Origin of the sequence: Actinoplanes sp. NPDC020271, assembly GCF_044388125.1 — a bacterium.
In the GTDB taxonomy this organism is placed as follows: Bacteria; Actinomycetota; Actinomycetes; order Mycobacteriales; family Micromonosporaceae; genus Actinoplanes.
In genome coordinates this window covers 132,140-158,809 of sequence record NZ_JBIRWQ010000023.1, presented here as the reverse complement: position 1 = coordinate 158,809, position 26,670 = coordinate 132,140, and the positions used below count along the sequence as shown (strand labels likewise).

Here is a 26,670-nt window from a genome sequence, read left to right as displayed (position 1 = left end):
ATCTTCGACGAGGCGGTGTTCCCGGCCGGAGGGATGGCGTTCCATCATGTTCGGCTCAGCGGCGGCCGGATGTCCTTTCAGCGGGCCGTCTTCGCCGGTGGTGAAGTGTCGTTCGCTGACGCCTGGTTCGAGAACGGCCACTTGTCCTTCCACCACGCCCGATTCGAGGCCGGCACCATACTCTTCCTGAACGCCACGTTCGCTGCCGCCGAGGTCTCATTTGCCTATGCCGCGTTCGGCGGCAGCATGGTGCTGTTCAATCGGGCCCGGGTCGTCGGCGGCACGCTCGATTTCGGCCATGCGGCTTTCACCGAGGGCAGGGTGTTGTTTGGCGAGACCTCGTTCCATGCGGGGAACGTGTCGTTCGCCCGGGCGGCGTTCGACGGCACGCTGGTCGACTTCTCCGATAGCCCTGCCAACCTCGGCCCGGCCCGTTTTATCGGCTGTCTGCCCGACTTCTCGGAGCCGGCCAGCTGGGCGCGCCCGCCGTTGGGTATCCCCGAAGAGGCATGGCCCACGGCGCGCTGAACGGTGAGGCGGAGGAGCCGCTGGCCGGCTACGCCGGCACGCTTCGCCGGGTACGGCTCGGCAAGACACCGGGCCTCGTGCGACGGCGACCTGATCAGCCAGGGAGTCGCCGGCAGCGCAGTATCGAGGTAAAGCCGGGCATGACTCGGGTCTCGCCGGCGGGCTGCGGGTCATGCCGTTCAGGCGGGCGGGCGGAGGATTTGGGAGACGCGGCGCAGATCGGGGCCGGGCAGGCCGATCCGTGGGTCGGGATTCCGGGTGCTGTCGACGCCGTCGCACACCCAGATGTCGTCCTCCTGCCGCCAGGTAGCGAACCGGAAGCACTGGTTGCCGTAGGTGAGCCTGTTGGCTGCGTGGCGCACTGCCGTCTCGGTCCGGTCGAGGCCACCCACCACCGAGATCGCCTCGGCGAACCAGGTGACCGCCTCGTCCTCCACGTATTGGTCGCCGAGCATGGGCGCGAGCAGTAACAAACGGCGGGCGATCTCCCGTCGATCCGGTACGGCCGCCTTCGCGATCGCCTTGAGCTCCGGCCACCGCAGACCGGGTCCCCGTGGCTCAGGCGCCAGCGTCAGGGATCTCGATGCCCGCACCGAAGGTGACCGTCCCGGCCGAGGAGCTGTGCTCCTTCGTCACCGCCCTGTTCACGTCCGCCGGGGTCAGCGCGGACCACGCTGCCAATATCACCGACGTGCTGACCGGGGCCAGCCTGCGCGGAGTCGACTCGCACGGCGCCTCCCGGGTGCTGCGCAACCTGGAACTGCTCGACTCCGGCGAGGCCAACCCGGCACCGGACCTGCGGGTCGAGTCGACCACCAACGCGGTCGCCGTGGTCGACGCGGACCGGGCGCCCGGCCCGGTCGCTCTCGCCGCCGCCGAGGCGGTCACCCGGGCCCGTGCCAAAGGGGCTGGCGGTTCCTTCTCCTGTTACTGATCTTGTGGGTTGAGGGTGAGCCGTGACAAGCCGAGTGGCCCGTCTCCGCACTATTGCGGAGACGGGCCACTCGGCTGGGGTCAGTGAACGGCGGCCGGTTCCGGCATCGTGGCGCTGTTCTTCTGCTCTGTGCTGAAGAATCCGGCCAGCAGTACGAACACCGTTGCCAGTACCGCGGTGAGGGCGAACGCCGTGAAGCCCCAGCCCTGGTTTCCGGCGGCGACGAGCTGTCCGCCGAGCCACGGACCGAAGACCGCGCCGAAGCGGCCCAGTCCGGCTGCTGAGCCGACTGCGGTGGCCCGGCTCTCGGTCGAGTAGCGGGCGGTGACGGCGGCGTACACCATGGTTTGTGCGCTGAACAGGAAGAAGCCGGCGAGGAAGACGACCGCGAAGGTGAGCGCGAGGGGCGTGCGCACACCGAGCAGGTAGACACCGACTGCGGTGAGGCTGAACCAGGTGGCGGCGACCGGGACGGCGCCGAACCGGTCGGCGACCTTGCCGGCTGCCAGCATGCCGAAGACGCCGCCGAGGTTGATCACGATGAGGAAGGCGAGCGACGAGCCGAGGTTGTAGCCCTGAGCGCGCATCATCGTCGGCAGCCAGGTGTTCACGCCGTAGACCAGGAGGAGGCCGCCGAACGAGGTGATCCAGAACAGGATCGTCGGCTTCCAGCGGCCTTCGCGGAACAGGTCGGCGATGCTGTCCCACTTGTTGCTCCGGGCCGGTTCGGCGGCCGGCACGTGCACGTCGTAGCGAGTGGCGAGAGCGCGGGCCTCGTCGGTGCGGCCGCGGGCGACCAGGAAGCTCAGTGACTCGGGCAGGAACTTCGCGATCAGCGGGACAGCGATGAACAGCGGGACCACACCGACCCAGTACGCGGATCGCCAGCCGTGGTTGTTCAGCAGGTAGAGCCCGAGGCTGCCGGCGACGATGCCGCCGACCTGGTGAGCGGTCATCAGCGAGCCGATCAGCAGGTTGCGGCGGCTGGTGGGGGCGTACTCGGCGACCAGGGTGAGCGCGATCGGCAGCAGGCCGCCGAGGCCGAGACCGCCGACAAAGCGCGCCCAGCCGAAGGCGCCGATGCTAGGTGCCACGGCGCAGGCCGCTGAGGCCAAGGAGAAGATCACAGTGTCCGCGATGATGACTTTCTTGCGGCCGACGCGATCGGTTAGCGGACCGGAGGCCAGCGCGCCGATCAGCATGCCGAAGGTGGCATAGCTGCCCAGGCCGCCGGCCATCGCCGGGGTCAGGCCCAGCGATTTGTCGTCGAACATGCCGGGTAGCACAGCGCCGTAGATGAACAAGTCGACGCCGTCGAAGAGGACGACGAGCCAGCAGATGGCGACGACCGTGGCCGCGAGCCGATTGCCGCGCGTCGTGCCTATGGCGGGGGTAGAGGACATCGCACTCCCTCTCAGGATTTCCGATGAGTGACGCCGAGCACGCCGCGTGGTGTGCGTCATCGCATCGTGCTTTTCGTTCACAGGATTGTCAACAATAAGTTTCGGGCCTGAGTCAGGATTGACCACGCCCGAAAAATGACCATGGCACGATTGTTAACAATTTCGTTGCGCGGTATGGTGCCGCTGGCGCGGTATGGTGTCGGGCATGATGCCGGTCGAGACGTGATCCGGCTGCACATCCAGACGGGGGTTCGATGACCAGCGCGCGTGATGCCCTGCGCGAGGCGATCTTGTCGGGTGTCTACCTTCCCGGCGAGCGACTGGTCGAGGCGCAGCTCATCGAGCGGTTCGGGGCGAGCCGGTTCATCATCCGGCAGGCCCTGCAGGATCTGGCGGCTGAGGGGCTGGTGGAAATTCAGCGCAACCGGGGCGCGCTGGTCCGGAAGATCTCGCTTGCCGAGATCATCGAGATCACTCAGGTCCGTATGGTCCTGGAGGGCCTGGTCGCTGCGTACGCCGCGGAGCGAGTGACCGAGGCGCAGGCCGCCGAGCTAGACGAGATCGGTCTGCTGATGCGGCGTGCCGTGGACACCGGTGAGTACCGCCGGTACAGCGGACTCAACCAGCGGTTGCACGCGCTGGTCCGAACGATCGCCGGGCATCACACCGCTAACCGGCTGATTGACACGCTCAAGGGACAGCAGGCCCGGCATCAGGTGATGCTGGCTCTGGTGCCGGGCCGTCCGCAGCAGTCGCTGCCGCAGCACGAGGCGGTCATCGCGGCGATCCGGGCGCGGGACCCGAAGTCGGCCGAGGCCGCCATGCGCGAGCACATCGCCAGCGTGATCGATGTGCTGCGCTCACTCGACGGTTAAGCCCACTCCGATTCGACCATCGGTGGGGTGCCGTGAGTGTGGAAGGTGTCAATGGTCTTGAGACCCCATGCCTGTCCCTTGGCGCGCTCGGCCTCGGTCCAGGTGACGACTTCGTGGTCGGGGGCCAGCAGCAGCCGGGCGCCGGCGTTGCAGAGCTCGATGCGGTTGCCGCCGGGCTCGTAGACGTACAGGAAGAAGGTCTGCTGGATGGCGTGCTTGTGCGGCCCGGTCTCGATGTGGATACCGGCCTCCAGGAACACGTCGGCGGCGCGCAGGATGTCCTCGCGGGTGTCGGTCGCGAACGCGATGTGGTGCAGCCGTCCCTTCGAGCCGGTCCAGTCGCGGGTGTAGACGACGTCGTAGGACTTGTCGCTGAACGTGTACCAGATCGCGGCCTTGGTGCCGTTATCGAGCACGATCTGCTCGCTGGCCCGGCCGGTGAGCGCCTCGCTGACGAAGACCTCGTTCTCCGGCACGTCGCGCCCGAGGAAGTTGACATGGTCGAGGCGGCGCACGTTCGCGCCGCGGCCGGGGAACTTCGCGGCCTGGTTCTTCAGCGACGGGCGGTTCTCGCCGGAGGCGACGTACCGCTGTGTCTCCCAGTAGAGGCCGAACCGGTGCCCGTCCGGGTCGGCGAAGTGGTAGACCGGCCCGTAGGCGGGTTCGTCGGAGTTCCAGCCTTCGCCCAGGCCGGTTGCCTCGATCGCGGCGACCCGGCGTTCCAGGGCTTCCGGGCTACGCGCGCGCAGCCAGGTCCGGCCGATGCCGGACGTGGCGGTGCCGGTGATTTTGAGCGAGAAGCGTTCGTAGTCGTCCCAGGTGTGCAGGTAGACGCTGTCGCCGCGGCGGTCGACGACCTCCATGGCCATGCAGTCGGTGAAGAACCGCACCGAGTCGTCGAGGACCGGGGTGAAGAGTTCGACTGCGGAAACGTGTGCGATGTCACGAAGGCGTTCAGCCATGGGGGTGCTCCTGTCGAGGATGGACCTGCCCGTCCAGGAGCAGGCGTGCGGTGCTCACGATCGCTGAGCGGCCGACCGTGATCTCGTCGCCGGAAGCTTCGACGCCGATCACCACGTCGTAGAAGCCGGAGGGGTGCTCCAGGCGAATCGTCTCCGGCAGATCCTGCCGGTATGCGACGCTGCCGGGAATCGCCGCGGCGGTCCCGACGCTGACCGCCGCCAGTACGCCGATCGAGGCGTGCACGCGATGCGGGATGAACATCCGGGTGCTCAGTGTCCCGCCGTGCGCGGCCGGCGCGATCAGGCACATTTTCGGCACGGTGGTGACGGTGACGTCGCCGAGGCCCATCAGCTTGCCGGCGATCAGGCGTAGCTGTTCAACCCGCTGGCACAAGCCGGCGTTCGCCTCCAGCTGGGCGGGTGACTCGTAGCCGGAAATGCCCAGGTCATCGGCGTTGAGGCAGACAACCGGCATACCGTTGTCGATCAGTGTGGCCGGTACGCCGTGCAGGTCGTCGCGGACCCGGCCGGTGGGCAGCAGTCCCGGGGCGACCGAGCCGGCCGTGTCGCGGAACTCGACCTCGATGCGGGCCGCAGTGCCGGGCACGCCGCTGAGGGCGGTGTCCCCGGTGTACTCGACGCGGCCGTCCGGGGTAGGCACGGTGACGATCGCGAGCGCCCCGGTGTTGACCATGCGCACCCGTACGCTCGTCCGTGACCCTTGGATCTCGACCAGGCCGCGCTCGATCGCGAACGGCCCGACCCCAGCTAGGATGTTGCCGCACGGCTGTTCCGCGCTGACCACCGGCTTGTCGACCTGCACCTGCAGGAACAGGTAGTCGACGTCGGCGTCGTGGTCGGCCGAGGCGCCGACGACAGCCACCTTGCTGGTGAGCGGATGGGCGCCGCCGATACCGTCGATCTGGCGAGGGTCCGGCGAACCCATGACGGCCAGCAGCAGCCGGTCCCGCTCGGTCGGATCGGCTGGCAGGTCCTCGGCGCGGAAGTACGCACCCTTCGAGGTGCCCCCGCGGATCAGCAGAACCGGGATCGGGACAGTCATCGGTACTCCACGCCCAGCTTTTCCAGCAGCGGTCGCAGGCCGTACATGTCCACGCCCAGCTCGCCGGCGGCCAGCCGCTCGCGCTTGGATGCCTCGTTCGCCGTGCGTTTGCGCGCCGCTTTCAGCACCGCGGCGGCCCGCTCACGCGGGATCACCACGATGCCGTCGTCGTCGGCGATCACCGCGTCGCCCGGGTTGATCATCTGGCCGCAGACCACGACCGGAACGTTCACCGAGCCGGGGCTGGCCTTGACCGTGCCTTGAGGGCTGACGGCGCGCGTCCAGACCGGGAACTTCATGGCCTGCAACTCGGCCGCGTCCCGGACGCCGGCGTCCATGATCACGCCGATCGCGCCGTGCGCCCGCAACGAGGTGGCGAGCAGATCGCCGAGCATGCCGTCGGTGCACGGCGACGTCGTGGTGATGACCACGACGTCGCCCGGGCGGACCGTCTCGACCGCCGCGTGGATCATCAGGTTGTCGCCGGGATGACACGAGACGGTCACCGCGGCACCGGCGATCCGGGCGCCCTGCTGGATCGCACGCAGCTCCGGCCGGAGCGCTCCACGCCTGCCGTCGGCCTCGTGCACGGTGGAGGCCCCCTCCTCCGCCAGCCCTTTGAGGACATCTGCGCCGACCCGCTCGAAGTCGGCAATCACGACATGGCGGCTCATGACAGCTCCCGGGTAACCTGCGGGTACATCCGCATGAATGCTTCGGCTTTGGTGTCGTTCGGCAGGCCCAGGTTCGGGCCGGAGTTGCGGGCGGCCTGCAGTCCCCGGCGTGCGCCGAGGTCGGTGTAGTAGGTGTGCAGATGTTTCTGCGCGGCCAGGATCTGCATCGCCTCGCGCTTGCGGTCCCACACGTCGGTGATGTCGAGCAGCACGTCGGGCACGAAGCCACACTGCTCGGGCTGGTGAGGTTCGAAGCAGAAGACCGGGGGCGCGCCGATCACCTCGCCCGGTCCCTCAACGCCCGGCGCCTGCGCGAGGACGCGGGCCTTGAGCGCGATGTGGTGGGCAAAAGGATGGTCGCCGTTGTACGGGTCGGCCGGCGCATGGGTCAGCACCACCGTGGGCTGCACCTCGCGGTACAGGTCGATCAGGCCTTGCAGCAGCTCCGGCGTCTCGACCAAGGGGTAGTCGTTTGCGTCGAAGAACCGGATTTCCGCCCCGAGCACCTTGGCGGCGTGCGCCGCCTCTTCCCGGCGGGTCGCCTTCACCTGCTCAAGGTTGTACCCCTTACGCCACAGCGAGGCCGACTCGCCGCGCTCGCCGAAGCTCATGCAGCCGATCACTGCGCGCTGCCCCCGGGAAACAGCCAGGGCAATCGCGCCCGCAGCGCGCCAGACGAAGTCACCAGGGTGCGCGGTGAGTACCAGGGTGGTATCGGTCATCGGATCTCCACAAATCTTGTCAACAATCGGTGCTGTGCCGAACGCTCGACACGGACTTTATGCCCTTTGAGCGGCGAAAACAATTGTTGACAATCTCGTCTACGTCTGGCAGTTGGCCGATGGCAGCGTGAGGTCGGCCGCGCAACCGGTCGTGACGGCATCCCTACGTGCGCCGGGTCCAGCTGGCTATCAACATCATCATCAATCTAATTGTTGACAATCACTCCCAGTGACGGAAGTCTATGGCAGCGAACCACCCCGCCCTCCTGAAGGAGACCCCGATGCAGCGGTTGTGGGCGTCCAACGGACGCATGGCTTTGATCACCGGCACCATCGCTCTCGCAGCATTCGTCGTGCCGCAACCGGTCTCATCCCATCCCAGCAGGGTGACCGATGCGGACGACGCCGCACTGGCGTTCAACCCGGACGGCTACACGACGATCACCGTGACGGTGGACGGCAAGCCCACGACCGTACGCCGATACTCCGAGATCTGCGACGTCGCCAAGCCGGTCGAGGCGGCGGCTCAACAGCCCGGCATGGGCGGAACGACCACCATCTCCAACACCCGGTGCGGCTACCAGAGCATGAACGTGTTCGTGCCCGAGACTGCCGCCCAGGACCAGCGGGCGCCGATCTACTTCGCGGTCAACAACTCCGGCTGGATGGCCAGCTACATCCGGGCCAGCATCACCGACGGCGGCGCGTACAACAGCGCCACCTCGGTTGCCGGCGCCGCACTCGAGGCCGGATACGTCTTCGTCGACGTCGCCAACCGCAGCCGCGGCATGGTCGGCGCCGCGGGGGACTGGCCGGGCAAAGCACCCGCCGCGGTGGTCGACGCCAAGGCCGCGGTCCGCTACCTGCGGCTCAACGACGCCAAAATGCCGGGCAGCGCCGAACGCATCATCGTCAACGGCACCAGCGGCGGCGGCGCGCTCGCCTCGATCCTCGGCGCGGCCGGCAACAGCCCGGATTACCTTCCGTACCTTGCCCGGATCGGGGCGGCCGGGATCACCGCGGACGGCCGCAGCACGATCCGCGACGACGTATTCGCGATCAACGCGTACTGCCCGATCACCGACCTCGGGCACGCCGACCTGTCGTACGAGTGGCTCTACAACGTGCTCGGCACGCGGACCGAACTTGGGCAGAACAATCTGCCCGCGGCGGCTTCGGCGATCGCCGCGCAGTTCCCCGCATATGAGAGAAGTCTTGGTTTGGGCCTCGACGCCACGAACTTGCTCGACGTGATCAAAGGCGAGGTGATCCGGTCGGCGGAGACCTACCTGAAGGCCGACCCGGCGAACACGATCCCGCCCCTGGGCGGCACGTTCGTCATCGTCAGCGGCGGCCCGCCGGGACAGCCGCCGACCACGAAGTCCTACGTGAACGACTGGATCGATGTGAACGCCGCGACCGGCAAGGTCCGCTTTGTGGACATGAAGAAGTATTTGGCCTTCGTCGCCACCCAGGCCGCTCTGAAGACCACACCTGCGTTCGACGCGCTCGGCGTCGACGGCAAGGTCACCAGCCGCGCCGAGACCGACCTGTTCGGGCCGGCGGACCAGCGATACCTGAACTACACCGCCTACAGATGGGACCACAACGACGTCGCCGGTGACGGCAGTGGCCTCGACGACACCGGTCTCACCAGGGCGCAGTACATCCGCAAGTCGAGCACCACGGTCGACGACCAGGTACGGCTGATCGACCCCATGTCGTTCATCGGTACCCCGGCCGACACGGCGCCCTACTGGTACGTACGGGCCGGCACCCGGGACCGGGACACCTCCTTCATCGTCCCGATCAACCTCAGCCGGGCGCTGGCCGCCGACCGGCAGGTCAACAGCGTCAACTTTCGGCTGGCCTGGAACCAGCCCCACGCCGGTAACTACGACGTGCCGGAAGCGATGGCCTGGATCGCTGATGTTGTCGCGCGGGCCGGTGATCCGCTGGTCCGATAAACGTCGGGTAATAACGCCCCACCGTGTAGCGGGCTGACGGAAACACCATTCCGTCAGTCCGCTACGAGGGTTTTCCTGCCGATTTCGCCGTGCCGATGTCCTTGGGATCGCCCTGGAGCTGATCTCCGGCGCGCTGGTTCTGATTCCGGGACTACGGCTGCTGTGGCAGCGCAGGCACATGGTTTGGACGGTGATGCCGCACGACCACAGCCATGGGGACGACTGCGATCATGGGCACGACCACGATCAACGAGCCGGACTGGGCGCGATGCCGAGCCCTGTGCCTCCGATGCCCACCGACACCACGACCGCCTCAAGCGGATACCGAACCTCACCAGATTTACTACTACTACTACTACTACTACTACTGCAGTAGTAGGTCACTTCCGGTCGCCGGGCCGGACCAGGCCGCTCTGGTAGGCGATGACGACAAGCTGGGCCCGGTCGCGGACCCCGAGTTTGGTCATCGCCCGGTGGACGTGGGTCTTGGCGGTCAGTGGGGAAAGCACGAGGCGTTCGGCGATCTCCTCGTTGGGGCAGCCGAGAGCGGCCAGCCGGACCACCTCACGTTCGCGGTCGGTCAGCAGCTTGAGCTCCGGAGGGACAGCAGGCGGTGGCTGCTCGCCAGGCGCCAGGAACCGGTCGATCAAGCCGCGGGTCGCGCGTGGCGTCAGCAGCGCCTCGCCGGCGGCGACCACGCGGACGGCGCGCAGCAGTTCGTCGGGGTCGACGTCCTTGCTCAGGAAGCCGCTGGCGCCTGCCCGCAGCGCGGCAAGCACGTTCTCGTCGGCCTCGAAGGTGGTCAGCACGACGACCCGGACACCGTCGAGGGCAGGGTCGGTGGTGATCCGGCGGGTGGCTTCGATCCCGTCCACGCCGGGCATCCGGATGTCCATCAGCACCACGTCGGCCTGCGTCTCGCGGGCCAATCGGACCGCCTCGGCGCCATCGGTGGCCTCGCCGACCACTTCCAGTCCTTCGGCCAGGTCGATGATCAGGCGGAAGCCGGCCCGGATCAGCGTCTGGTCGTCGGCGAGCACGACCCGGATCGTCATGGTGTGCTCACCGGCAGCACCGCTCGGACGGTGAACGAGTCGTCTTCCCGTGTCGTCTCGACCCTGCCGCCTGCGGCGCCGGCTCGTTCCCGCATCCCGATCAGACCGTATCCGGCCCCGGTCGTCTCCCAGGGATCCGGCCGCACACGGTTGATGATCTCGATGTCCAGGTGGTCCCGGCCGTACCGGAAATGCACCCGGACCGGGCCGCCGTCGCCGTGCTTGCGTGCGTTGGTCAGCGCCTCCTGGGTGATCCGGTAGGCGGCGAGGTCAGCGCCGGCGGGAAGCGGACGTGGCTCGCCGTCGCTGGTGAACTCGGCGTTGGCGAAGTTCTCGATCAATGCCGGGAGCTGTGCTATGCCGGGCTGCGGCTGGTTGCCGGGATCGGTGTCGCCGGGGCCGCGGAGCAGGCCGACGATCGAGGTGAGTTCCTTGAGCACCAGGCTGGATGCCTGCCGGATATGAGTCAACGGCGGGCCGGCCGCCTCCGGTTGCCGGGTCAGGGCGAAGGTGGCCGCGCCGGCCTGCACGTTGATAACAGCGATGTGGTGCGCGACCACGTCGTGCAGGTCACGGGCGATCCGCAGCCGCTCCTCGGCTATCCGGCGGGCCACCTCCTCCTCGCGGTTGTGCTCGGCCCGGCGGGCGCGGGCCTCGACCTCGGCAACGTACGCGCGCCGGTTGCGTCCGGCGTCGCCGACTGCGGCAGCCAGCCCCGTCCAGGCGAAGAAGCTGAGGTTGCTCGCGCTCCACCAGCCGGAAGCCGACCCGTAACCGGACGCCGCCCAGCACACCGCGCCGCCCAGCAATGCTGCCGTCCACGACACGCGGCGCGCTGAGCTGACCGCGAGCTGGTACAACGCCGCCGCCATCGCGAAGACCAGCGCCGGGGTGTTCCAGCCGGCGAGCAGATAGCCGGCCTGCGCGCCAGTCGATACGACCAGTACCGGGAGCGGCGTGAGCCTGCTGAACCCGAGCGCCAGGGTGGCGCCACCGGCGGCGGCGAGGTCCGCGGCGAGCGGCAGCCGCTCGCGGCCGAGACCCGCGAGGGCGCCACCCGCGAGCAGCGAGCCCAGGAGCAGCGCCGGCAGCCACAGAGTCAGAGAAGCGGACTGCGCGAAGCCGGGCAGCAACGGACGAAAGATCGGCACATTCTCACGGTACGGGCGCAACGGCAGGAGCGCGTCCGTCCGTCGTGGTAACCGTAGGGCCGGGGGCTACCACTGGCGTAGTCGCGTCCTGCCGGCTCTCGGCCCGGACGGGGGATCCAGGCGGCGATTACTACTGCGGTAGTAGCCGGATTCGCTGTTCTGGGTGGACGTCAAACCCGTGACGAATCGTCACGCTGGAACAGCCGGCGGGACAGTTCAGCACGGCGATCCCCGAACCAGGAGACGAACAATCATGGAATTGCGCAGGCGAACCCTCCTGCAGGGCGCGGCTATCACCTCGGTCGGTCTGCTCGGCCTGACCGGCTGCACGGACGACAACACTGATGCGAAGGAGAAGTCGTCGACGTCGGCCACGGGATCACTTTCCATCGGCAAAGTGTGGAGTTACGACGCCACGAACGACGTGTATTACCAGATCGGCAAGACTTATGTGGCCAATCCCGGCGCCGCGGACTACGAGACGCTCGCCGTCTTCGTCCCCGGCAAGTACCTTTCCGGGACGAAGAACAGCGACGGCACGTACTCGGCCACGATCGATTCCGCCGGGTCGGTCGGCAGCTTCACCGCGGCCACGGCGCCGATCGTCTTCCCGGTCAACACTCCGGGCTATGCCGCACAGAAGCCCTTGACGGAGTACAGCTACGAGACGATCTCCTCGTACATCGAGGCCGGTTTCGTTTACGTGCACGCCGGGCTGCGGGGCAAGGACAGCAACACTGCCAGCTATTCCGGGAACGCGCCGTGGGGCGTGACCGATCTGAAGGCCGCAGTGCGTTACGTCCGGTACAACGCCGACCTGATCCCGGGCAGCAAAGAACACATGGTCGTCTTCGGTCACAGTGGGGGCGGGGCGCAGAGCGCGGTCATGGGCTCATCCGGCGACAGCGAGCTGTACACGCCGTACCTGGAAAGCCTGGGCGCCGCGATGAAAGACGCGAGCGGCAAGACGATCAGCGACGCGATCGCCGCTGCGATGTGCTGGTGCCCGATCACCAGCCTGGACTACGCGAACGCGGCTTACGAATGGAACATGGGTCAGTTCGCGACCAGCGACACCCGTAAGTCCGGCACCTGGGCGAAGCAGTACTCGACCGACCTCGCCACCGCCTTCGCCTCCTACCAGAACAAGCTCGGTCTCAAGGATTCCTCGGGCAAGCAGATGCGCCTGGACAAGACGGGCACGGGCATCTACCTCGGCGGCACCTACTACGACCATCTCGTGTCGGTGATCAACGAGTCGTTGAACAATTTCCTCAAGGACACGACGTTTCCCTACACCCCGTCGAACTCCTTCATGGCAGGTATGGGCGGGCCTGGTGGTGGCAGCTCGGACGGCGCGGGCATGCCCAGTGGTGGTTTCCCGGGTGGCGCGGGCATGCCCAGTGGCGGCTTCCCCGGTGGTGGTATGCCCGGTGGTGGGGCGGCTGTGGACACCACCACCTACAAGACGGTCCAGGAGTACGTCGCACACCTGAACAAGGACGGCGACTGGGTCACCTACGACGCGGCCTCCAACACGGCGAAGGTGACCAGCCTGGAAGGGTTCGTGAAGAGCCAGAAGAACGCGTCGAAGAGCGTCGGCGCGTTCGACGGGCCGGACCGCACCGCCACGGAAAACGTGGTCATGGGCAACGGCACCAGCGGCCTGCACTTCGCCCCCGTGTCCGAGCATGTGATCGAGGCGAACGAGGGAGCATACGCCAAGCTCTCCGGTTGGAAGTCCGACTTCGCCGCGGCGTCGTACACCAGCGACTTCGCCAAGGCCGACGCTGTCGGGAAGGACGTCACGTACCGATCGAACATGTACAACCCGATGTACTACCTGAACGGCTCGTACGAGGGATACAAAAAGGCGACGGTAGCGCCGCACTGGCGCATCCGTACCGGCATCATGCAGGGCGACACCGCGAACACGACCGAGATCAACCTTGCTCTGGCACTGCAGAACTTCGGCGTCGACGACATCGACTTCGCCACGGTCTGGGGTATGGGCCACACGATGGCCGAGCGCACCGGGGATGCCACTACCAATCTCATCGCCTGGGTGAAGGACACCGTCGCCAAGTAATTACGGCAGGGTTCGTCTGCTCGGGATGCGAAACGCCCGAGCAGACGAAATGTCCTGTACCGGTGGCCCGGTCGGCGCCGGCAGCCACGGCGAAACCGATCGAGCCCGACTGGTTCTGTCGAAGTACGGCGCGAGCGACGACGACGTCAACACCAAGCCCGCCTCAGCCACTACAAACGCCGCGGCTATCCACTGAGATGAAGTGCCGTTGCAGTAGTATTAGCTAGTTTCTGTTCGAACGCCGCGTCCGTTTCGGCAAGGAAGGCTATATCTAGCGATGCGATGGGAGCAGCCGACAGATACCCCGCCGGTGGGCGGTGCGGCACCCCGACCAGGTCGACCTCGATCATTCCGGCGTCGCTAAAGGTGAACCCGCCTCCGCGCTCGTACATCAGCAGTAGCGGCTCGAACGGGTCCGGCCAGGGCAGCCCCCGATCCGCGGCCAACCTCGACCAGTGCACCGCTGCGGCACATGTCTGCGGGATGGGACTGAATTGCCCGGCGCGTCGCACCGTCCGCACTACGTCCTCTGTCACTGACTCGTCGGCACGCACCGTCACAGCGACAACGGCCGCTAGATCCGCGAACGGCCAGCCCGGTGGTTGGACATCACCGACCACCAGCGCGGCGCGCCGCAGATACTCCCGCATCAACAGCACCCGGGAGAAAACGTGATCCATCGATCGGGCCCCGGATCCGCTCCGCCCTCGGCAGGACATCCTCAGTTGCCTTCATCGCGCCAAGCCTCGATTTCCGATCGCATGCCGCCTTACCGTGTTGGTCCGGCCAACCGCATGTTGTGAGAGCGGACGGTAGTCAGGGCTTTCCCCATTCGACGTAGCCTTGCAGGGTCGATGTCACGGCGGCAGAGCTGTTCCAGGAGCCAGAGGGCGGAGCCACCAGCCGCCAGTCCCCGTTGTCCCAGCGCATCGTGACGGGAATTGTCAGGTATCGGCCCTGCAACGATGCGTTGGTCATGGCCAGGCTGATTACGGCGGTGTCGTCGCTGTAGGACAGCATCGACCACGCGGTCAGTTGGCCAGCGCTGTTCTCGGTGAGCGGCTTGTGCGACTTGGTGTCGGTGAGCAATTGGTCGCGAGCCTGGCCGGCGATCACTTGCTGCTCGATCGTGTCGGTCGCTACCTTCATGGGGTCGAAGATGCTGGTTCGGGACGTGATCTGTGCCGCCGCGACCAAGGCTCCGGCCGGGGTGTGCGCGTACCCGGAAGCGGTCGTCGCGGTGGTCTGGCAAGGGCCCGCGCTGGCCGAGAACGGTACCGAAAGTGGTCCGAGCTTTTCCCAGCGCAGATCGGCCAGGCGCTCGGTCGGCACTGTGGTCGTGGTATCGGTCGGGCAGTTGCCCGGAGCGATGGAAGACCCGGCCTGCGGCTCGCCCGACGAGCTGATCACCGCGGCGGTGGGCGGCCCGGACGAGGGAGCCGCGGACGGAGAGCTGCTACACGCGGCCACAGTAAGCAAAATTCCGGTCGCAGCCGGAATAACGGCATGGATCTTCACACGGCCAGGATAGATGCCGCTTGCTTACGAACGGGGCGGCGGCTCAACGCCTGCGGCTCACGATCGACGATCTCGTGACGTTGTTCGACCGGCTCGGATCGTTCAAGGCCGCATGTCCTCGTCCGGGCTCCCCGGCGAGTCGCGGGCCTGGCAGGCGGGTGTCCGAATGGCCACGACGCTGGGCATGCCGACCGGTCGCGATCGACTCCTTCGGCTGGTTCGGGCGTTGCCCGACCCGCTCATCGGTGACATCGCGGTGCTCGGCGTTGACGACTTCGCCGTCAAGCGTGGCCATAACTACGGCACCGTCCTGATCGACTGCGAGACGCGCAAAGCAGCGGGTCTTCGCCATGCGCGGTGCCGGGTGGCGCACGGTGCCGGTCGGGGCCAACGGGAGCGCGGCGCACGCGGCCTACGCGCCGGGTGGCGGCGCTCATTCGATCCAGGTGTTCACCGTCGCGAACGGCCTGATCCGCGGGGCCGTCACCTTCGTCGACCCGGCCCTGTTCCGTCTGTTCGCGGCATGAGCTCACTGGAACACCGCGCGTCGCGGTCTCGACGCCGGCCGCTTTCGTCAACGCGTATGGGTCGGCGCGCTCAGATCACTGCGGACGGTATGCGAACAATCCGGTCGAGGCTTGGCACAGCCGGCTCAAGCAGCCAACATGCGCGGATCTCGGACCGGCCGGAGCGCCCGGGCTTTGCTCACCGGCGGTGAGCAGCGCCCACGCCAGTCGCGACCGGTCACGTGCACGAGATCAACCTGTTCCGGAACGGTCCTCACCCGGGCTCCGGCCCTTGGCGTACGGTCAGGGGCCGGAGCCGCGAATGGTCGGATATCAGTCGGGGTGGTTCAGGAGCAGGCTGCTCCGTTGAGGGTGAAGCCGCTCGGCGCGCCGGTGTTGCCGCTGTGGTCGGCTTGGAAGCCGATGGTGGTCGAGCCGCCCGGCGGCAGTGAGCCGTTGTAGCCGGCGTTGGTGGCGGTCACCTGGCCGCTGCTGGGTGAGTACGTCGCGTTCCAGCCGCTGGTGATCGTCTGTCCGGAGGGCAGGGTGAACTTCAGGGACCAGCCGTTGATCGCGCTCGATCCGGTGTTGGTGATGGTGATGTTGTCGGTCAGGCCGGTGTTCCAGGCGTTGACCGCGTTGGTCACCCGGCATGCGCCGGAGCCGCCCGGGTCGGCTACTGGCTCGGGCGGCGCAGCGGCTACTCGCTCGGGCGGAGCAGGGCGTACGACGAGTCACAGGGGCAACTGCAGACGCAACTTTGGCGAGCACGCGCCGACGCAATCGTCGATTTCCTGCGTCTGGTGAACGAGTGGCGGCCCAACCAAGCGGACGCCGTCCGTGGTTTGGCGTCGGAGGCCTACCCGGAGGGCTTCGGTAGGTACATCAGGGACCGACTTAGAGAAAGCCGCATCCGTCCACGATCGTGAAATTCGGCGAACCGCATCGCGGAAGAGGGCGCTGCTGTACCTCAAGTGCGGCGCGGCTAATCTTTCTTCGTGCGCCGGGTGAAAGCAGATGGGAAAGTGCGCTAGCTGGCTAGCATCCGAGCAGTCTGGGATGAGCCGGTTCGAGTCCGGTGACCCGGCGCGCCGCATAGCGGCCATGAGAGGTCGCTGAGTCGTCGTGGAACGCGGCGACCGGATCGACGAGTACGCGGCCGGCCTGACCCGGCACCGCTGGACCGAGCGGTGGGCCGAGCCGGAGTGAGGCCGAGCCGGAGTGAGGCCAGGGCGGAGTGAGGCCGGGGCGGCCGCGCCGCGCGATGGCGGGCCGCCCCGGTGGCCGGCCTAGCGGAAGTGGCCGGCCGGGAGGAACTGCTCGGGGCGCAGCGCGCGCGAGGTGATCCGGGTGTCACCGATCCAGCCGTAGAAGCCCTGGTCGTACTTCAGGTCGAAGGACGTGCCGCCGAGCGTGAACGGCCGGCCGAGCGTGGCGACGCCGTGCGCCGGCTGGGTGGGGTTGCGGGCGATCTTCGAGCCGTTGACCCAGACGACGCTGCGCCGGCCGTCGTTGACGACCGCGACGTGGTGCCAGACCCCGACCGGCAGCGCGTGACTCCACGACGTCGGGTTGTGGTCGCCGTCGGAGGTGTAGAGCACGTACTGGAGGAACCTTTCCGGCGACAGGTTCAGGCTGCAGGTCGGCTCCAGGTCGGACCAGCCGCTGTGTTTGCCGGCGTCGCCGCTGCGCCCTTCCCAGCTGAAGATGCCCATCCAGTCGTGGTTGCCCTCGAACGGCTCGGGCAGCTTGAGGAACGTCTCGAACGTGTAGCCGTCGAGGAACTTCAGGCTGTTCAGCGGGGCGTTCGCGGCGGTCTGCAGCAGGGCGCCGCGGCCGGCGCCGCCGTCGAAGCGGACGCTGGAGTGCGTGGGCGCGCCGACGTGGTGCTCGGTGGAGACAACCAGGCGATCGTTCGCGGTCAGACGCCGTACCGTCAGGTCGTTGCCGTTGCCGGAGAAGTCTTTCACCTTCTCGACGTCGCCCTCGAAGCGCCAGTAGGCGGCCGTGTGCCGGTCGACGACCGTGGATGCCGGGCGGGGTGCGGGCCGTACCGGCGGTGCGAAGCCGGCGAAGCGGGCGTCGAAGTCGATCGCGAGGCTGAACCGGTCGACGTCGCCGGTCAGCTCGATCGTCTCGGCCTCCAGCGGGGTGCGTTTGCCCGGGTCGCGGTGCAGGAACCACGGCGCGAACGTCTCCACGTCGATGCGCCCGCGCACCAGGTCGAAGTGGTAGAGCCGGATCATCCCGGCCCCGCCGTAGTACCGGTCCTGGTAGTTGGTGATGTGGACGTGCACGTCGTGACCGGCGGCGTTGGTCAGCACGGTCCGCCCGGGCGGCCAGTAGTGACCGTTGAGGGTCAGGAAGATCTGGTCGTTGCCCCTGATCAGCTTGTCCCACAGCCGTTGACCGTTTCCGGACAGGTAGGCCTTCCCGGCGTCGTCGGCGTAGGCCAGGTCGTGGGTCGTCACGATCGCCGGCAGCGCCGGGTTCTGCTTCATGACGGTCTGCGCCCAGGCGAGGCCGGCGTCGGAGATGCGCCAGTCCAGGGCCAGGATCAGCCACTGCCGGCCACCGGCCGCGATCTTGTGGGCGCTGTTGTAGCCGTCCGCCGACGATCCGAGGAAGGTCGCCGAGCGCCGGAAACGATCAGGACCGAAGACCTTCCGGTACGGCGTGTCACCGCGCTGGTCGTCGGTGCCCGAGCTGACGTCGTGGTTGCCGGCGAGCACGCTGTACGGAAGGCGTCCGTCGATGGCCTGGAACGTCGTCCCGGCCAGGGTGATCTCCTGTTCGGTGCCGTGCTCGGTGACGTCGCCCAGGTGCGTGAGGAAGGCGACGTTGTCCTCGGCCCGCTGCTCCAGCAGGTGCTTGAAGGTCGCCCGCAGCGGCGCCGGGTCGGCGCTGTCCGCGTCGAACAGGTACTGGGTGTCGGGCAGGACGGCGAGCGCGAACCGCGGGTCGTGCGCGTCGAACCTCGCGGAGGCCGGCGCGCCCGGCACCGGCGTCGCGGCCGCGGCCGGTTCGGCGGCCAGGACGGTCGCGGCGAGCGGGACAGCCGGGGCGGCGACGGCCGCGCGGAGAAGATTTCTTCGTTCCACGAGGAATGAATATTTCTTGCGTACGGCAACGGCGGGCGGCCGTGAATCGAAGCGCCCGCCCGCCGTGGGTTAACACTGGCCGTCGGCGAGCACGCAGGTGCTCCACGGTCGCCGATCCGGGCAGTGCCGCGCGGTCCGGCTCTACAACGCTCCGTCGCCGGATGTGGATCCGTGGTAGACGAACGAGGTGACGCCCAGCTCACCACGGTCCGCGCGGAGCCCGATCATGCGACCGGTGAAGCCGCCGGCCACCTCCGTCGACAGATAGCGGCCGTCCATCCGGGCCAGCTCGACCCCGGCGACGACGGCGACGAGCTGGTCGGGGCCGGTGAAGGTTGTCACCGCCGTCGCCCGCAGCTCGACGTGGACGTCGCCGGGATCGGCCACGTCGGCCCGGCCCAGGGTGCTGATCAGGTCGCCGATCTGCGCGACCGCCCGTACCTCCGAGCCGTTGATCTCCACCGTGAGCCGGTGACGCGGGTCCAGGCGGATCTCGAGACCACCGGTCCCGTGCCGGGCGTCGAGCGTCGCGGTGACCCGGACGTCGTGGTGCTGCTGGCGCCGGCCGGCGAAACCGGGCCCGGTCAGGACCCACCCTTTCCCGGTACGGCGGAGCAACTCCCCGGCGAAGCGGTGCGCACCGGCCCAGTGCGGCGGCAGCGTGTCGCCGAGCTCGTCGATGGTGACGGCAGGGGCGGTGACGGGCTCGACCGGGGTGGTCAGTTCCGGCCAGCCATCGGTCCACTCGACGTTGCTCGCGAACGTCTCCCGGCCGAGCACGTGCCACTCCGGGGTCACGCCGCGGGGCCGGGTGCCGTGGTAGACGATCGCCCAGCTGCCGTCCGGGCGCCGGACGAGGTCGGCATGCCCGGTGCTCTGCACGGGCCGGTTCGTCCCTCGTGCCGTGAGCAGCGGGTTCGCCGGGCACGGCGCGAACGGGCCGCTGGCGGACGGGCCGCGCGCGATCGTGACGGCGTGGCCGCGTTCGGTCCCGCCCTCGGCGATCAGCAGGTACCAGAGGTCGCCGATCCGGTACAGGTGCGGGGCCTCGGGCCACTTCCCGCCGGTGCCGCTCCACAGCGGGACCGGGCCGGAGAGGATCACCCCGGTCGACGGGTCGATCACCTGCTGCACGATGCGCGACGTTCCGCCCTCGACCCAGCCGGAGTAGGTGAGAAAGCAGGTGCCGTCGCCGTCCCAGGCGAGATCGGGGTCGATGCCCTTGACCTCCGGCAGGCGCACGGGGTCGGACCAGTCCCCGGCCGGGTCCTCCGCCCAGGTCAGGATCTGACCCTGGTCGTCCGACCAGTTCGTGGTGATCATCCAGAAGCGGCCGTCGTGGTGACGCAGGGTCGGCGCGTAGACCCCGCCCGACGGCGCCGCGGTCGCGACGTCCAGCTGGGACGGGCGCGCGAGGACGTTGCCGACCTGATCCCAATCGGTCAGGTTTGTGGAGCGGAAGAGGGGGACGCCGGGCGCGTACTCGAAGCTCGAACACGCCATCCAGTACGTGTCGCCGACGCGGCAGATGCTCGGATCGGGGTGGAACCCGGGCAGGATCGGTTGCGTCGCGGGGACGAACTCGGCAGTCATCGATCCACCTTCGCAGGAAATCACCGCCATTCCCGCGGCGGCCTGATCCCGGTCAGGCCGCCGCGGGAACATTCGACGGGATCAGCCCGCGTGCAGGACCTCGTCCAGGCCACCGGAGGAGCGCCACTGCCGCAGCAGGTCGTGGAAGACGACCGGACCCGGGCCGAACGAGTTGTTGACCGGCCGCGGCCTGCCCTCACCGTTGTAGTAGCCCGGCGTGCACTCGGACAGGAACGCGAAGTTGTCCGGCGCGGTCTCCCGGATCGTCGTGACCCACCGCTCCTCGGCCTCGGCACTCGGCTCGATCCACCTCGCGTCGCGTCGCGCGGCCGCACCGACCACCGCCGCGATGTGGGTGGCCTGCTCCTGCAGGACGTGGACGAAGTTCACCGACGCCGCGTTCTGCAGCGAACCCAGGTGGAACAGGTTCGGGAAGCCGTGACTGTAGAAGCCGTGCAGCGTCCGCGGCCCGTTACGCCAGTGCCCGAGCAGCGGAAGCCCGCCACGCCCGTACACGGGAAGGGTTCCGGAGACGACGCCCGAGATGCCGACCTCGAAGCCGGTCGCGAAAATGACGCAGTCCACCTCGTAGGAGTTCGCGCCGACCACGATCGCGTTCTCGGTCATGGCGGTGATGCCGCCGAAGTCGGCGGTGTCGACGAGCGTGACGTTCGGCCGGTTGAACGTCTGCAGGTAGAAGTCGCTGAACGTGGGGCGCTTGCACATGTACCGGTACCAGGGCTTGAGCGCCTCGGCGGTGGCCGGGTCGGTGACGATCGCGTCGACCCGCGCGCGGATCTCGTCCATCTTGCTGAAATCGGCGAGCTCGTCGAGGGCCGCACGCTCCTCGGCGGGCAGGGACGTGTCGACGGTGCCGGTGAGCATCTGCCGCTGGAGCCGGGCGGTGCTGGTCCACCCGTCACCGATCAGGTCCTGCTCGGCGTCGCCGCCGGTGACCAGGGTGAGGAAGTTCTCCATGCGTTCGCGCTGCCAGCCCGGTTCCAGGGACGCGGCCCACTCCGGGTCGGTCGGCCGGTTGCCGCGCACGTCCACCGACGACGGGGTGCGCTGGAACACGAACAGGTGCCCGGTCTCCGGGGCGATCGACGGGATCACCTGGACACCGGTGGCGCCGGTGCCGATCACCGCGACGCGCTTGCCGGCCAGGTCGTAGCCGTGATCCCAGCAGCTGGTGTGGAACGTGTGACCGCGGAACGTCTCGATGCCCGGGATGCCGGGAAGTTTCGGCTGCGTGAGTGTGCCGGAGCCGACCACCACGTACCGTGCCCGGAACTGGTCGCCGCGGTCGGTCCGCACGTGCCACTCGGCCGCTTCCTCGTCCCAGCGCAGCTCGGTGACGCGCGTGTGGAACATGGTGTCGGCGTACAGGTCGAACTGTTTCGCGATGGCGACGCAGTGCTGACGAATCTCCTCGCCGGGAGCGTAGCGCCAGTTCGGGACGTAGCCGACCTCCTCGAGCAGCGGCAGGTAGATCGTCGCCTCGATGTCGCAGTGGATGCCCGGGTACCGGTTCCAGTACCAAGTGCCGCCGAAGTCACCGGCCTCGTCGATCATCCGGATGCTCTCCACGCCGGCCTGCCGGAGCCGGGCGCCGGTCAGCAGGCCGCCGAACCCGCCGCCGACGACCGCCACCTCGACCCGGTCGTCGACCGGTTCGCGCTCGGTCCACTCGGTGTACGGGTCCTTGGCGTAGTAGCCGAACTCGCCGGCCGCGCGACGGTACTGGGCGGCGCCCTCCGGGCGGATGCGGCGGTCACGCTCCGCTCGGTACCGGGCGCGCAGGGCCTCGATCTCGTCGGGCCGGTAGCGATGGGGCGTGGAGGACATGGTGGGGCCTTTCACGGGGTTCGTCCGGTACCGAGGAGCCAACCCAAGGGCCACTTTTAAAGCAACTGATTGAAGAAAACTGTGTTCCAGGCCACTGTGGAGAATCGGTGTGCGCTCGTTCGCCGTCACCCGCGGTAGCAGCGGACCGGCCGGTCGACTGCCCCGGGGCCGTGCCGGGCTGAGCCCGGCCGGCCCGTGCCGGGCCGAGCCGGGCGGTCGCCGCGCGACCCCGGTGACGGCCGACACCGCGCCCCTTACCGCGACCAGCCGGAGCGAGGAGATACGGTTCCCAGGTCGAGGACGTGTCGGTGGGGGAGCGGATCGTGAGTCAGAACGTGCCGGCGTCGGCGGAAAATGTCGCCGTGGAGGCGGGCCGGAGGCGGACCTTCGCGGTGATCTCGCACCCGGATGCCGGCAAGTCGACGATGACCGAGGCCCTGGCGCTGCACGCGCGGGTGATCGGGCAGGCCGGCGCGGTGCACGGCAAAGGCGACCGCAAGGGCGTGGTCTCCGACTGGATGGCGATGGAGCAGGAGCGCGGCATCTCGGTCACCTCGGCCGCGCTGCAGTTCTCGTACCACGACACCGTGATCAACCTGCTGGACACGCCCGGTCACGCCGACTTCTCCGAGGACACCTACCGGGTGCTGACCGCGGTCGACAGCGCGGTGATGCTGCTCGACGCCGCGAAAGGCCTGGAGCCGCAGACGCTGAAACTGTTCGAGGTGTGCCGGCAGCGCAACATCCCGGTCATGACGTTCATCAACAAGTGGGACCGGCCGGGCCTCGACGCACTGGCACTGATGGACGAGATCGAGCAGCGGATCGGGCTCAAGCCGACCCCGCTGACCTGGCCGGTCGGCATCGCCGGGCACTTCCGGGGCGTGATCGACCGGCGCACCGGCCAGTTCGTCCGGATGGAACGTTCGCCCGGTGGCGCCGACCTCGCCATCGAGGAGGAGATGAGCGCCGAGGAGGCGGCCGAGCGGTTCGGCGCGGACTGGACCACCGCGAACGAGGAGCTCGAGCTGCTGGAGATGACCGGCGCCGACTTCGACGAAAAGGAATTTCTTGCCGCCAAGAGCACACCGGTGCTGTTCGGCGCGGCGGTGGCGAATCTCGGCGTCCGGCAACTTCTCAACATTCTCGTCGAGCTGGCGCCGCCGGCCACGGCCCGGCCGACCACCGCCGGGGACGAGCACCCGGTCGACGGCGCCTTCTCCGGGTTCGTCTTCAAGATCCAGGCGAACATGAACCGGACCCACCGTGACCAGCTCGCCTTCGTCCGGATCAACTCGGGCAAGTTCGAGCGCGGCATGATCGTGACGCACGCCGGCACCGGCAAGCCGTTCGCCACCAAATACGCGCAGCAGATCTTCGGCCAGGGCCGGGAGACGATCGACGAGGCGTACCCGGGTGACGTGATCGGCCTGGTCAACGCCACGACTCTCGGCATCGGCGACACCCTCTACGTCGGCGCCCCGGTGCAGTACCCGCCGCTGCCCTCGTTCCCGCCGGAGCACTTCGCGGCGGTGACCGCCACCGACACCTCGACGTACAAGCGGTTCCGCCGCGGCATCGAGCAGCTCGACGGCGAGGGCGTGGTCCAGGTCCTGCGCTCGGAGCAGCGTGGTGACGGTGTGCCGGTGTTCGCCGCGGTGGGCCCGATGCAGTTCGAGGTCGCCACCCATCGCCTGGAGGCCGAGTTCGGCGTCAAGGTCAACCTCAACCATTTGCCGTACGAGGTGGCGGCGCGCACCGACGAGGCCGGCCGCGAGATCCTGCGGACCGAGTCGAACGTCGAGGTGATGACGCGGGTGCGCGACGGCGCGCTGCTGGCGGTGTTCCCGCACCGGTGGCGGATGCGCACGATCGCCGGCCGCCACCCCGACCTGCGCCTCGACGACTGACCCGGCGCCCGTTTCGGGCCGGGCGTGCTGCTGGTTGCCGGCGCCGCGCCGGGCCGTGGTGCCCGCCGGCCCCGGGCGGTCGTCGCCTCGACCCGGTGCGGGCGCGGGTGCGCGATTACCCGGCGTTGGTCCAACTGCGGCTGGATAAGGTCAGCCGATATCCGTCAGGGTCCTCCACGGTCACACCCCATCGGTCCCAGTATTTGCCTTGTGCGACTCTCCGGCCGCCGTTCATCTCAAGTCGGGCGACCAAGGATTCGTCTATCGGCGCAGACAGATACAACACGAGAAGGTCCTCAGTCGTGGATGAGGGTGAAACGTCCAGGCCCGGCCCGCCGACCAACTCCAGATGCCATGAGGCATGCGGCCAGCCCAACATCACCAGGTCGTGCTCGTCGGCGGACTCCGCAGCCGCTCGATAGAGCACCTGCAATCCGAGCCCCTGCACATAGAACCGTTCAGCCGCCGCGAGGTCGCGGCTGGGTCGGGCAAGGCGGATCGTCGCATTGGAGTCGACCACCATCGAAATCCATTCTCTCGGCTGAGAATCATTGTCCGACCTCAACCAGCCTTGAAGTCAAGGTCAGCTCACTCATCTGCCGCCGATCGCGCGTTGCAGCAGGCGGAGGCGGTCACGCGATGTGACGGCGCCCGAGTCGGTCGGACGTCCGACCGTGCCGGGAGGTGCGCGCTCGACGATCCGGAGCAAACCTTGGAGCGCACGCCGGGGCTACCAGATATAGGGGATGAGCCGGGCGCGGGTTGCCGTGAACTCGCGATAGCGGTCGCCGAGTGCCGCATTCAGAGCCCGTTCCTCGACGCGCAGCCGGTGAATGACGGCGAACAGCACCAGGACGACCGCGGCGGCGGTGCTGAACCAATTGCCCACCATCAGGCCGACGCCGGCGAAGACGAGGAGGAGCCCGGTGTAACTCGGGTGTCGCAGGACCCGGTAGGGGCCGCGGTCGATGACGGGCTGGTCCGCGCTGGTCTTGACCACGACGGTGAAGTATCTGCCCAGAGTCAGGAATGACCACCAGCGCAGCAGCGCGCCAGCCCATCCGACCAGCATCCCGAGTATGAAGGTGGCCACGCCGCCGCCGATCACCGCGCCGGGGAGGACAGCCCTGCCGAGTGGGAACATCACGATCGCGCTGAAGAGCAACAGCCTCAACAACGTCTCCGCCCGTACGTCGGCTGCGTCCGCACCACGACGCAGGCGGAGTGTTTGCAGAAGTTCGCCCGCCGCGAAGGCGCCGACCGACACGAAAAAGACGATGCGCTCGGGGCCGGACATTTCCCGATTGTTATCGAAGCGCGTGATCGCCGACAAGTACGACGTCCGAAGAAGGACAGCGCGGCGCGGCGTCCTCTTCTGCCGCGAGTCGCGCGTTGCTGTCGGGCGCATAACCAGGACCAACAGCCTGCGGCCATCCGTGCCGATGGAAGTACATCGGCGGTTGACCGGCCGCAAGCGATCAGGGCTCCTCGAGCACTAGACGATGTTGGCAGCAGATATCCAGGAGCTCGGCACACCTGATCTCGTTGCCAGGATCCAGCCCTTCGAGCTCGATATCCACGAGTACGTCACCGTTGAGCGCCTTCGCGAAAAACAGCTCGATGCGCGAGTCTCCCTCGATGACGACACCAAACCAGTCGTCCGTGTCAGCATCCGAACGGTCGACACCGGCCGCGATCGCGCTCACATCATTCCGGCATCGAGTGATCTCGGAAATTCTTTCGACGAACGGCAGCAGGTTCGTACCCAGGATCCAACCGTGCATCGTGCCACGCGGCTCCACTGACATCGGAGTAACGTAATGCATTGCTGTCGGGCGTCGGATTTGGGGAAGGGCGGCACAATGATCTGCCGCGATCCGTTCGCGTACTTCGCGTACTTCGCGTGACGACGGGTCGAGTCGGCATGCGAACGGCTCCGCAAGTCTCAGCTTTACGCCCCTGGTCCACGGGCGTCTGATGGATCACAGGGCGTATCGCTACGCTGCATGCCATGTCGGCACGAGACAACCAGGTATTCGATGCGGTGGTTCGACGGATCGCTGCCGGCGAGTATATCGACGAGGTACCGAGCCATCGGCTGGCGCCGCTCCGGCCGGCAGCGCCTGCCGCGGTCGCGGAGGCTGAGGAACTGGCTGGCCGGTCGCTGCCGTCTCTGCTGCGTCGGCTGTACCTGGAGGTCGGTAACGGCGGCTTCGGCCCCGGTTACGGACTGCTCGGCCTCCGAGGCGGGCACCAAACCGGCGGCATAAACGCACTGACCGGGCTCAAGGGTGGCGTCCTCACTCTGTGCGACTGGGGTTGTGGCATCAGCAGTGAGCTTGACCTTGCCGACGGCCAGATTTGGGGCTGTGACCCTAACCCGGCCCCGGACGGGGCCTCATGCGCCTTTCCCCAACACATGACGATCGTCGACTGGTTCGCAAAGTGGGCCTGCGGAACGCTCTACCAGCCGTGGCTCGTGCAGGACTCGACGACCGGTGAGTGGCGCGGCGCCACCGATACCGAGTACACAGAAATGTTGGAAGAGGCGTTCGGCCCCAGCTGCCCGGATGACTGACCGTCGAAAAGTGGGCACGATTCAATCACCCGACAGCATGCTCTCATGCCGCGATCCATGCTCGAACCGCCGCGCGCCGTTACGTGGGTCACTGGCCTCGCGCCGCCGACGCGCGGATTTGTCGATGAGAGGATGTCGGTTGTTCGGGTTCCGTTGAGCGTGGAAGGCATGATCACCCCGCGCAAGCCCGGCC

The 26,670-nt window shown here is 67.9% G+C and carries 25 protein-coding genes, 1 tRNA gene and 1 pseudogene; 9 read left to right on the top strand and 18 right to left on the bottom strand.

Annotation, left to right across the window (positions count from 1 at the left end; all coding sequences use genetic code 11):
- Nucleotides 1–528: hypothetical protein (locus ACH442_RS36645; protein WP_396342680.1), on the top strand; the 528-nt coding region annotated here is incomplete at its 5' end.
- A gap of 179 nt (nt 529–707) precedes the next feature.
- On the opposite strand, the gene ACH442_RS36640 is transcribed toward ACH442_RS36645, so the two are convergent.
- Nucleotides 708–983, bottom strand: coding sequence for a hypothetical protein (locus ACH442_RS36640; protein ID WP_396342679.1), 276 nt, complete (start codon nt 981–983; stop codon nt 708–710).
- Nucleotides 984–1,111: 128 nt separating this feature from the next.
- Here ACH442_RS36640 and ACH442_RS36635 point away from each other — a divergent pair, with 128 nt between their 5' ends.
- Nucleotides 1,112–1,462 carry an Ldh family oxidoreductase gene (locus ACH442_RS36635; RefSeq protein ID WP_396342678.1) on the top strand — a complete coding sequence of 117 codons (351 nt, stop codon included), beginning with the start codon at nt 1,112–1,114 and terminating at the stop codon, nt 1,460–1,462.
- Between the two features lie 80 nt (nt 1,463–1,542).
- On the opposite strand, the gene ACH442_RS36630 is transcribed toward ACH442_RS36635, so the two are convergent.
- Nucleotides 1,543–2,865: an MFS transporter gene (locus ACH442_RS36630; protein WP_396342677.1), complete on the bottom strand. Its 1,323-nt coding sequence runs from the start codon at nt 2,863–2,865 to the stop codon at nt 1,543–1,545.
- A 254-nt stretch (nt 2,866–3,119) separates the two neighbouring features.
- On the opposite strand from ACH442_RS36630, the gene ACH442_RS36625 reads away from it, so the two are divergent.
- Entirely contained in the window at nt 3,120–3,740 is a 621-nt protein-coding gene (locus ACH442_RS36625; RefSeq protein WP_396342676.1) for a GntR family transcriptional regulator, read from the top strand.
- Here ACH442_RS36625 and ACH442_RS36620 read toward each other — a convergent pair.
- From ACH442_RS36620 to ACH442_RS36605, 4 genes are read right to left on the bottom strand one after another with little or no spacing between them, the layout of a single operon-like run.
- Nucleotides 3,737–4,702, bottom strand: a complete 966-nt coding sequence (locus tag ACH442_RS36620) for a VOC family protein (protein ID WP_396342675.1) — start codon at nt 4,700–4,702, stop codon at nt 3,737–3,739. The genes ACH442_RS36625 and ACH442_RS36620 overlap by 4 nt on opposite strands.
- On the bottom strand, nt 4,695–5,765 hold the full coding sequence (locus tag ACH442_RS36615) for a 4-oxalomesaconate tautomerase (RefSeq protein WP_396342674.1): 1,071 nt from the start codon (nt 5,763–5,765) through the stop codon (nt 4,695–4,697). Before ACH442_RS36615 ends, ACH442_RS36620 begins: the two co-directional genes overlap by 8 nt.
- A complete protein-coding gene (locus ACH442_RS36610; RefSeq protein WP_396342673.1) occupies nt 5,762–6,439 on the bottom strand; it encodes a 4-carboxy-4-hydroxy-2-oxoadipate aldolase/oxaloacetate decarboxylase in 678 nt (225 codons plus the stop codon). Before ACH442_RS36610 ends, ACH442_RS36615 begins: the two co-directional genes overlap by 4 nt.
- A complete protein-coding gene (locus ACH442_RS36605; protein ID WP_396342672.1) occupies nt 6,436–7,161 on the bottom strand; it encodes a PIG-L deacetylase family protein in 726 nt (241 codons plus the stop codon). The genes ACH442_RS36610 and ACH442_RS36605 overlap by 4 nt, the downstream gene beginning before the upstream one ends.
- Nucleotides 7,162–7,442: 281 nt before the next feature.
- Between ACH442_RS36605 and ACH442_RS36600 the strand changes: the two genes are divergently transcribed.
- Nucleotides 7,443–9,128: a subtype B tannase gene (locus ACH442_RS36600; RefSeq protein WP_396342671.1), complete on the top strand. Its 1,686-nt coding sequence runs from the start codon at nt 7,443–7,445 to the stop codon at nt 9,126–9,128.
- A 380-nt stretch (nt 9,129–9,508) separates the two neighbouring features.
- Here ACH442_RS36600 and ACH442_RS36595 read toward each other — a convergent pair whose 3' ends face one another.
- Complete coding sequence (locus ACH442_RS36595) at nt 9,509–10,183, bottom strand: response regulator (RefSeq protein ID WP_396342670.1); 675 nt, start codon at nt 10,181–10,183, stop codon at nt 9,509–9,511.
- Complete coding sequence (locus tag ACH442_RS36590) at nt 10,180–11,334, bottom strand: sensor histidine kinase (protein WP_396342669.1); 1,155 nt, start codon at nt 11,332–11,334, stop codon at nt 10,180–10,182. The genes ACH442_RS36595 and ACH442_RS36590 overlap by 4 nt, the downstream gene beginning before the upstream one ends.
- A 253-nt stretch (nt 11,335–11,587) precedes the next feature.
- Here ACH442_RS36590 and ACH442_RS36585 point away from each other — a divergent pair, with 253 nt between their 5' ends.
- Nucleotides 11,588–13,423 (top strand): subtype A tannase, encoded by a 1,836-nt coding sequence (locus ACH442_RS36585; protein ID WP_396342667.1) that lies wholly within the window; start codon nt 11,588–11,590, stop codon nt 13,421–13,423.
- Nucleotides 13,424–13,608: 185 nt separating this feature from the next.
- On the opposite strand, the gene ACH442_RS36580 is transcribed toward ACH442_RS36585, so the two are convergent.
- The 3 genes from ACH442_RS36580 to ACH442_RS36570 all read right to left on the bottom strand — a co-directional run bounded on the left by ACH442_RS36580 (nt 13,609) and on the right by ACH442_RS36570 (nt 15,293).
- Nucleotides 13,609–14,103, bottom strand: coding sequence for a hypothetical protein (locus tag ACH442_RS36580; protein ID WP_396342666.1), 495 nt, complete (start codon nt 14,101–14,103; stop codon nt 13,609–13,611).
- 136 nt (nt 14,104–14,239) lie between these two features.
- Complete coding sequence (locus tag ACH442_RS36575) at nt 14,240–14,941, bottom strand: hypothetical protein (protein WP_396342665.1); 702 nt, start codon at nt 14,939–14,941, stop codon at nt 14,240–14,242.
- A gap of 43 nt (nt 14,942–14,984) precedes the next feature.
- Complete coding sequence (locus tag ACH442_RS36570) at nt 14,985–15,293, bottom strand: hypothetical protein (RefSeq protein ID WP_396342664.1); 309 nt, start codon at nt 15,291–15,293, stop codon at nt 14,985–14,987.
- On the opposite strand from ACH442_RS36570, the gene ACH442_RS36565 reads away from it, so the two are divergent.
- Nucleotides 15,292–15,468, top strand: coding sequence for a hypothetical protein (locus tag ACH442_RS36565; protein ID WP_396342663.1), 177 nt, complete (start codon nt 15,292–15,294; stop codon nt 15,466–15,468). The two genes, ACH442_RS36570 and ACH442_RS36565, sit on opposite strands and share 2 nt — an antisense overlap.
- Before the next feature lie 326 nt (nt 15,469–15,794).
- On the opposite strand, the pseudogene ACH442_RS36560 reads toward ACH442_RS36565, so the two are convergent.
- Nucleotides 15,795–16,121, bottom strand: a pseudogene (locus tag ACH442_RS36560) (cellulose binding domain-containing protein); the annotation flags it as partial.
- A 328-nt stretch (nt 16,122–16,449) separates the two neighbouring features.
- Between ACH442_RS36560 and ACH442_RS36555 the strand changes: the two are divergent.
- Nucleotides 16,450–16,536, top strand: a tRNA-OTHER gene (locus ACH442_RS36555).
- A 200-nt stretch (nt 16,537–16,736) separates the two neighbouring features.
- Here ACH442_RS36555 and ACH442_RS36550 read toward each other — a convergent pair.
- The 3 genes from ACH442_RS36550 to ACH442_RS36540 form a co-directional block, all read right to left on the bottom strand.
- Nucleotides 16,737–18,548 (bottom strand): LamG-like jellyroll fold domain-containing protein, encoded by a 1,812-nt coding sequence (locus ACH442_RS36550; protein ID WP_396342662.1) that lies wholly within the window; start codon nt 18,546–18,548, stop codon nt 16,737–16,739.
- Between the two features lie 141 nt (nt 18,549–18,689).
- The gene (locus ACH442_RS36545) at nt 18,690–20,141 is read right to left on the bottom strand and encodes a family 43 glycosylhydrolase (protein ID WP_396342661.1); all 1,452 of its coding nucleotides are present in this window, start codon (nt 20,139–20,141) and stop codon (nt 18,690–18,692) included.
- 81 nt (nt 20,142–20,222) lie between these two features.
- Complete coding sequence (locus ACH442_RS36540) at nt 20,223–21,989, bottom strand: flavin-containing monooxygenase (RefSeq protein WP_396342660.1); 1,767 nt, start codon at nt 21,987–21,989, stop codon at nt 20,223–20,225.
- A gap of 323 nt (nt 21,990–22,312) precedes the next feature.
- Here ACH442_RS36540 and ACH442_RS36535 point away from each other — a divergent pair, with 323 nt between their 5' ends.
- Entirely contained in the window at nt 22,313–23,899 is a 1,587-nt protein-coding gene (locus ACH442_RS36535) for a peptide chain release factor 3 (protein ID WP_396342659.1), read from the top strand.
- Between the two features lie 115 nt (nt 23,900–24,014).
- Here ACH442_RS36535 and ACH442_RS36530 read toward each other — a convergent pair whose 3' ends face one another.
- The 3 genes from ACH442_RS36530 to ACH442_RS36520 form a co-directional block, all read right to left on the bottom strand.
- On the bottom strand, nt 24,015–24,422 hold the full coding sequence (locus tag ACH442_RS36530; RefSeq protein ID WP_396342658.1) for a VOC family protein: 408 nt from the start codon (nt 24,420–24,422) through the stop codon (nt 24,015–24,017).
- Nucleotides 24,423–24,629: 207 nt separating this feature from the next.
- Nucleotides 24,630–25,232, bottom strand: coding sequence for a methyltransferase family protein (locus ACH442_RS36525; protein WP_396342657.1), 603 nt, complete (start codon nt 25,230–25,232; stop codon nt 24,630–24,632).
- A 145-nt stretch (nt 25,233–25,377) separates the two neighbouring features.
- Nucleotides 25,378–25,707 (bottom strand): hypothetical protein, encoded by a 330-nt coding sequence (locus tag ACH442_RS36520; RefSeq protein ID WP_396342656.1) that lies wholly within the window; start codon nt 25,705–25,707, stop codon nt 25,378–25,380.
- 203 nt (nt 25,708–25,910) lie between these two features.
- On the opposite strand from ACH442_RS36520, the gene ACH442_RS36515 reads away from it, so the two are divergent.
- Nucleotides 25,911–26,477: a hypothetical protein gene (locus ACH442_RS36515; RefSeq protein WP_396342655.1), complete on the top strand. Its 567-nt coding sequence runs from the start codon at nt 25,911–25,913 to the stop codon at nt 26,475–26,477.
- Nucleotides 26,478–26,670 lie beyond the last annotated feature (193 nt).

What these genes read in the sequence shown, in the direction of transcription:
- ACH442_RS36640 (WP_396342679.1), bottom strand. Translation starts at nt 983, where the DNA reads ATGCTCGGCGACCAATACGTGGAGGACGAGGCGGTCACCTGGTTCGCC.
- ACH442_RS36635 (WP_396342678.1), top strand. Translation starts at nt 1,112, where the DNA reads ATGCCCGCACCGAAGGTGACCGTCCCGGCCGAGGAGCTGTGCTCCTTC.
- ACH442_RS36630 (WP_396342677.1), bottom strand. Translation starts at nt 2,865, where the DNA reads ATGTCCTCTACCCCCGCCATAGGCACGACGCGCGGCAATCGGCTCGCG.
- ACH442_RS36625 (WP_396342676.1), top strand. Translation starts at nt 3,120, where the DNA reads ATGACCAGCGCGCGTGATGCCCTGCGCGAGGCGATCTTGTCGGGTGTC.
- ACH442_RS36620 (WP_396342675.1), bottom strand. Translation starts at nt 4,702, where the DNA reads ATGGCTGAACGCCTTCGTGACATCGCACACGTTTCCGCAGTCGAACTC.
- ACH442_RS36615 (WP_396342674.1), bottom strand. Translation starts at nt 5,765, where the DNA reads ATGACTGTCCCGATCCCGGTTCTGCTGATCCGCGGGGGCACCTCGAAG.
- ACH442_RS36610 (WP_396342673.1), bottom strand. Translation starts at nt 6,439, where the DNA reads ATGAGCCGCCATGTCGTGATTGCCGACTTCGAGCGGGTCGGCGCAGAT.
- ACH442_RS36605 (WP_396342672.1), bottom strand. Translation starts at nt 7,161, where the DNA reads ATGACCGATACCACCCTGGTACTCACCGCGCACCCTGGTGACTTCGTC.
- ACH442_RS36600 (WP_396342671.1), top strand. Translation starts at nt 7,443, where the DNA reads ATGCAGCGGTTGTGGGCGTCCAACGGACGCATGGCTTTGATCACCGGC.
- ACH442_RS36595 (WP_396342670.1), bottom strand. Translation starts at nt 10,183, where the DNA reads ATGACGATCCGGGTCGTGCTCGCCGACGACCAGACGCTGATCCGGGCC.
- ACH442_RS36585 (WP_396342667.1), top strand. Translation starts at nt 11,588, where the DNA reads ATGGAATTGCGCAGGCGAACCCTCCTGCAGGGCGCGGCTATCACCTCG.
- ACH442_RS36580 (WP_396342666.1), bottom strand. Translation starts at nt 14,103, where the DNA reads ATGGATCACGTTTTCTCCCGGGTGCTGTTGATGCGGGAGTATCTGCGG.
- ACH442_RS36565 (WP_396342663.1), top strand. Translation starts at nt 15,292, where the DNA reads ATGCGCGGTGCCGGGTGGCGCACGGTGCCGGTCGGGGCCAACGGGAGC.
- ACH442_RS36570 (WP_396342664.1), bottom strand. Translation starts at nt 15,293, where the DNA reads ATGGCGAAGACCCGCTGCTTTGCGCGTCTCGCAGTCGATCAGGACGGT.
- ACH442_RS36545 (WP_396342661.1), bottom strand. Translation starts at nt 20,141, where the DNA reads ATGACTGCCGAGTTCGTCCCCGCGACGCAACCGATCCTGCCCGGGTTC.
- ACH442_RS36540 (WP_396342660.1), bottom strand. Translation starts at nt 21,989, where the DNA reads ATGTCCTCCACGCCCCATCGCTACCGGCCCGACGAGATCGAGGCCCTG.
- ACH442_RS36530 (WP_396342658.1), bottom strand. Translation starts at nt 24,422, where the DNA reads ATGGTGGTCGACTCCAATGCGACGATCCGCCTTGCCCGACCCAGCCGC.
- ACH442_RS36520 (WP_396342656.1), bottom strand. Translation starts at nt 25,707, where the DNA reads ATGTCAGTGGAGCCGCGTGGCACGATGCACGGTTGGATCCTGGGTACG.
- ACH442_RS36515 (WP_396342655.1), top strand. Translation starts at nt 25,911, where the DNA reads ATGTCGGCACGAGACAACCAGGTATTCGATGCGGTGGTTCGACGGATC.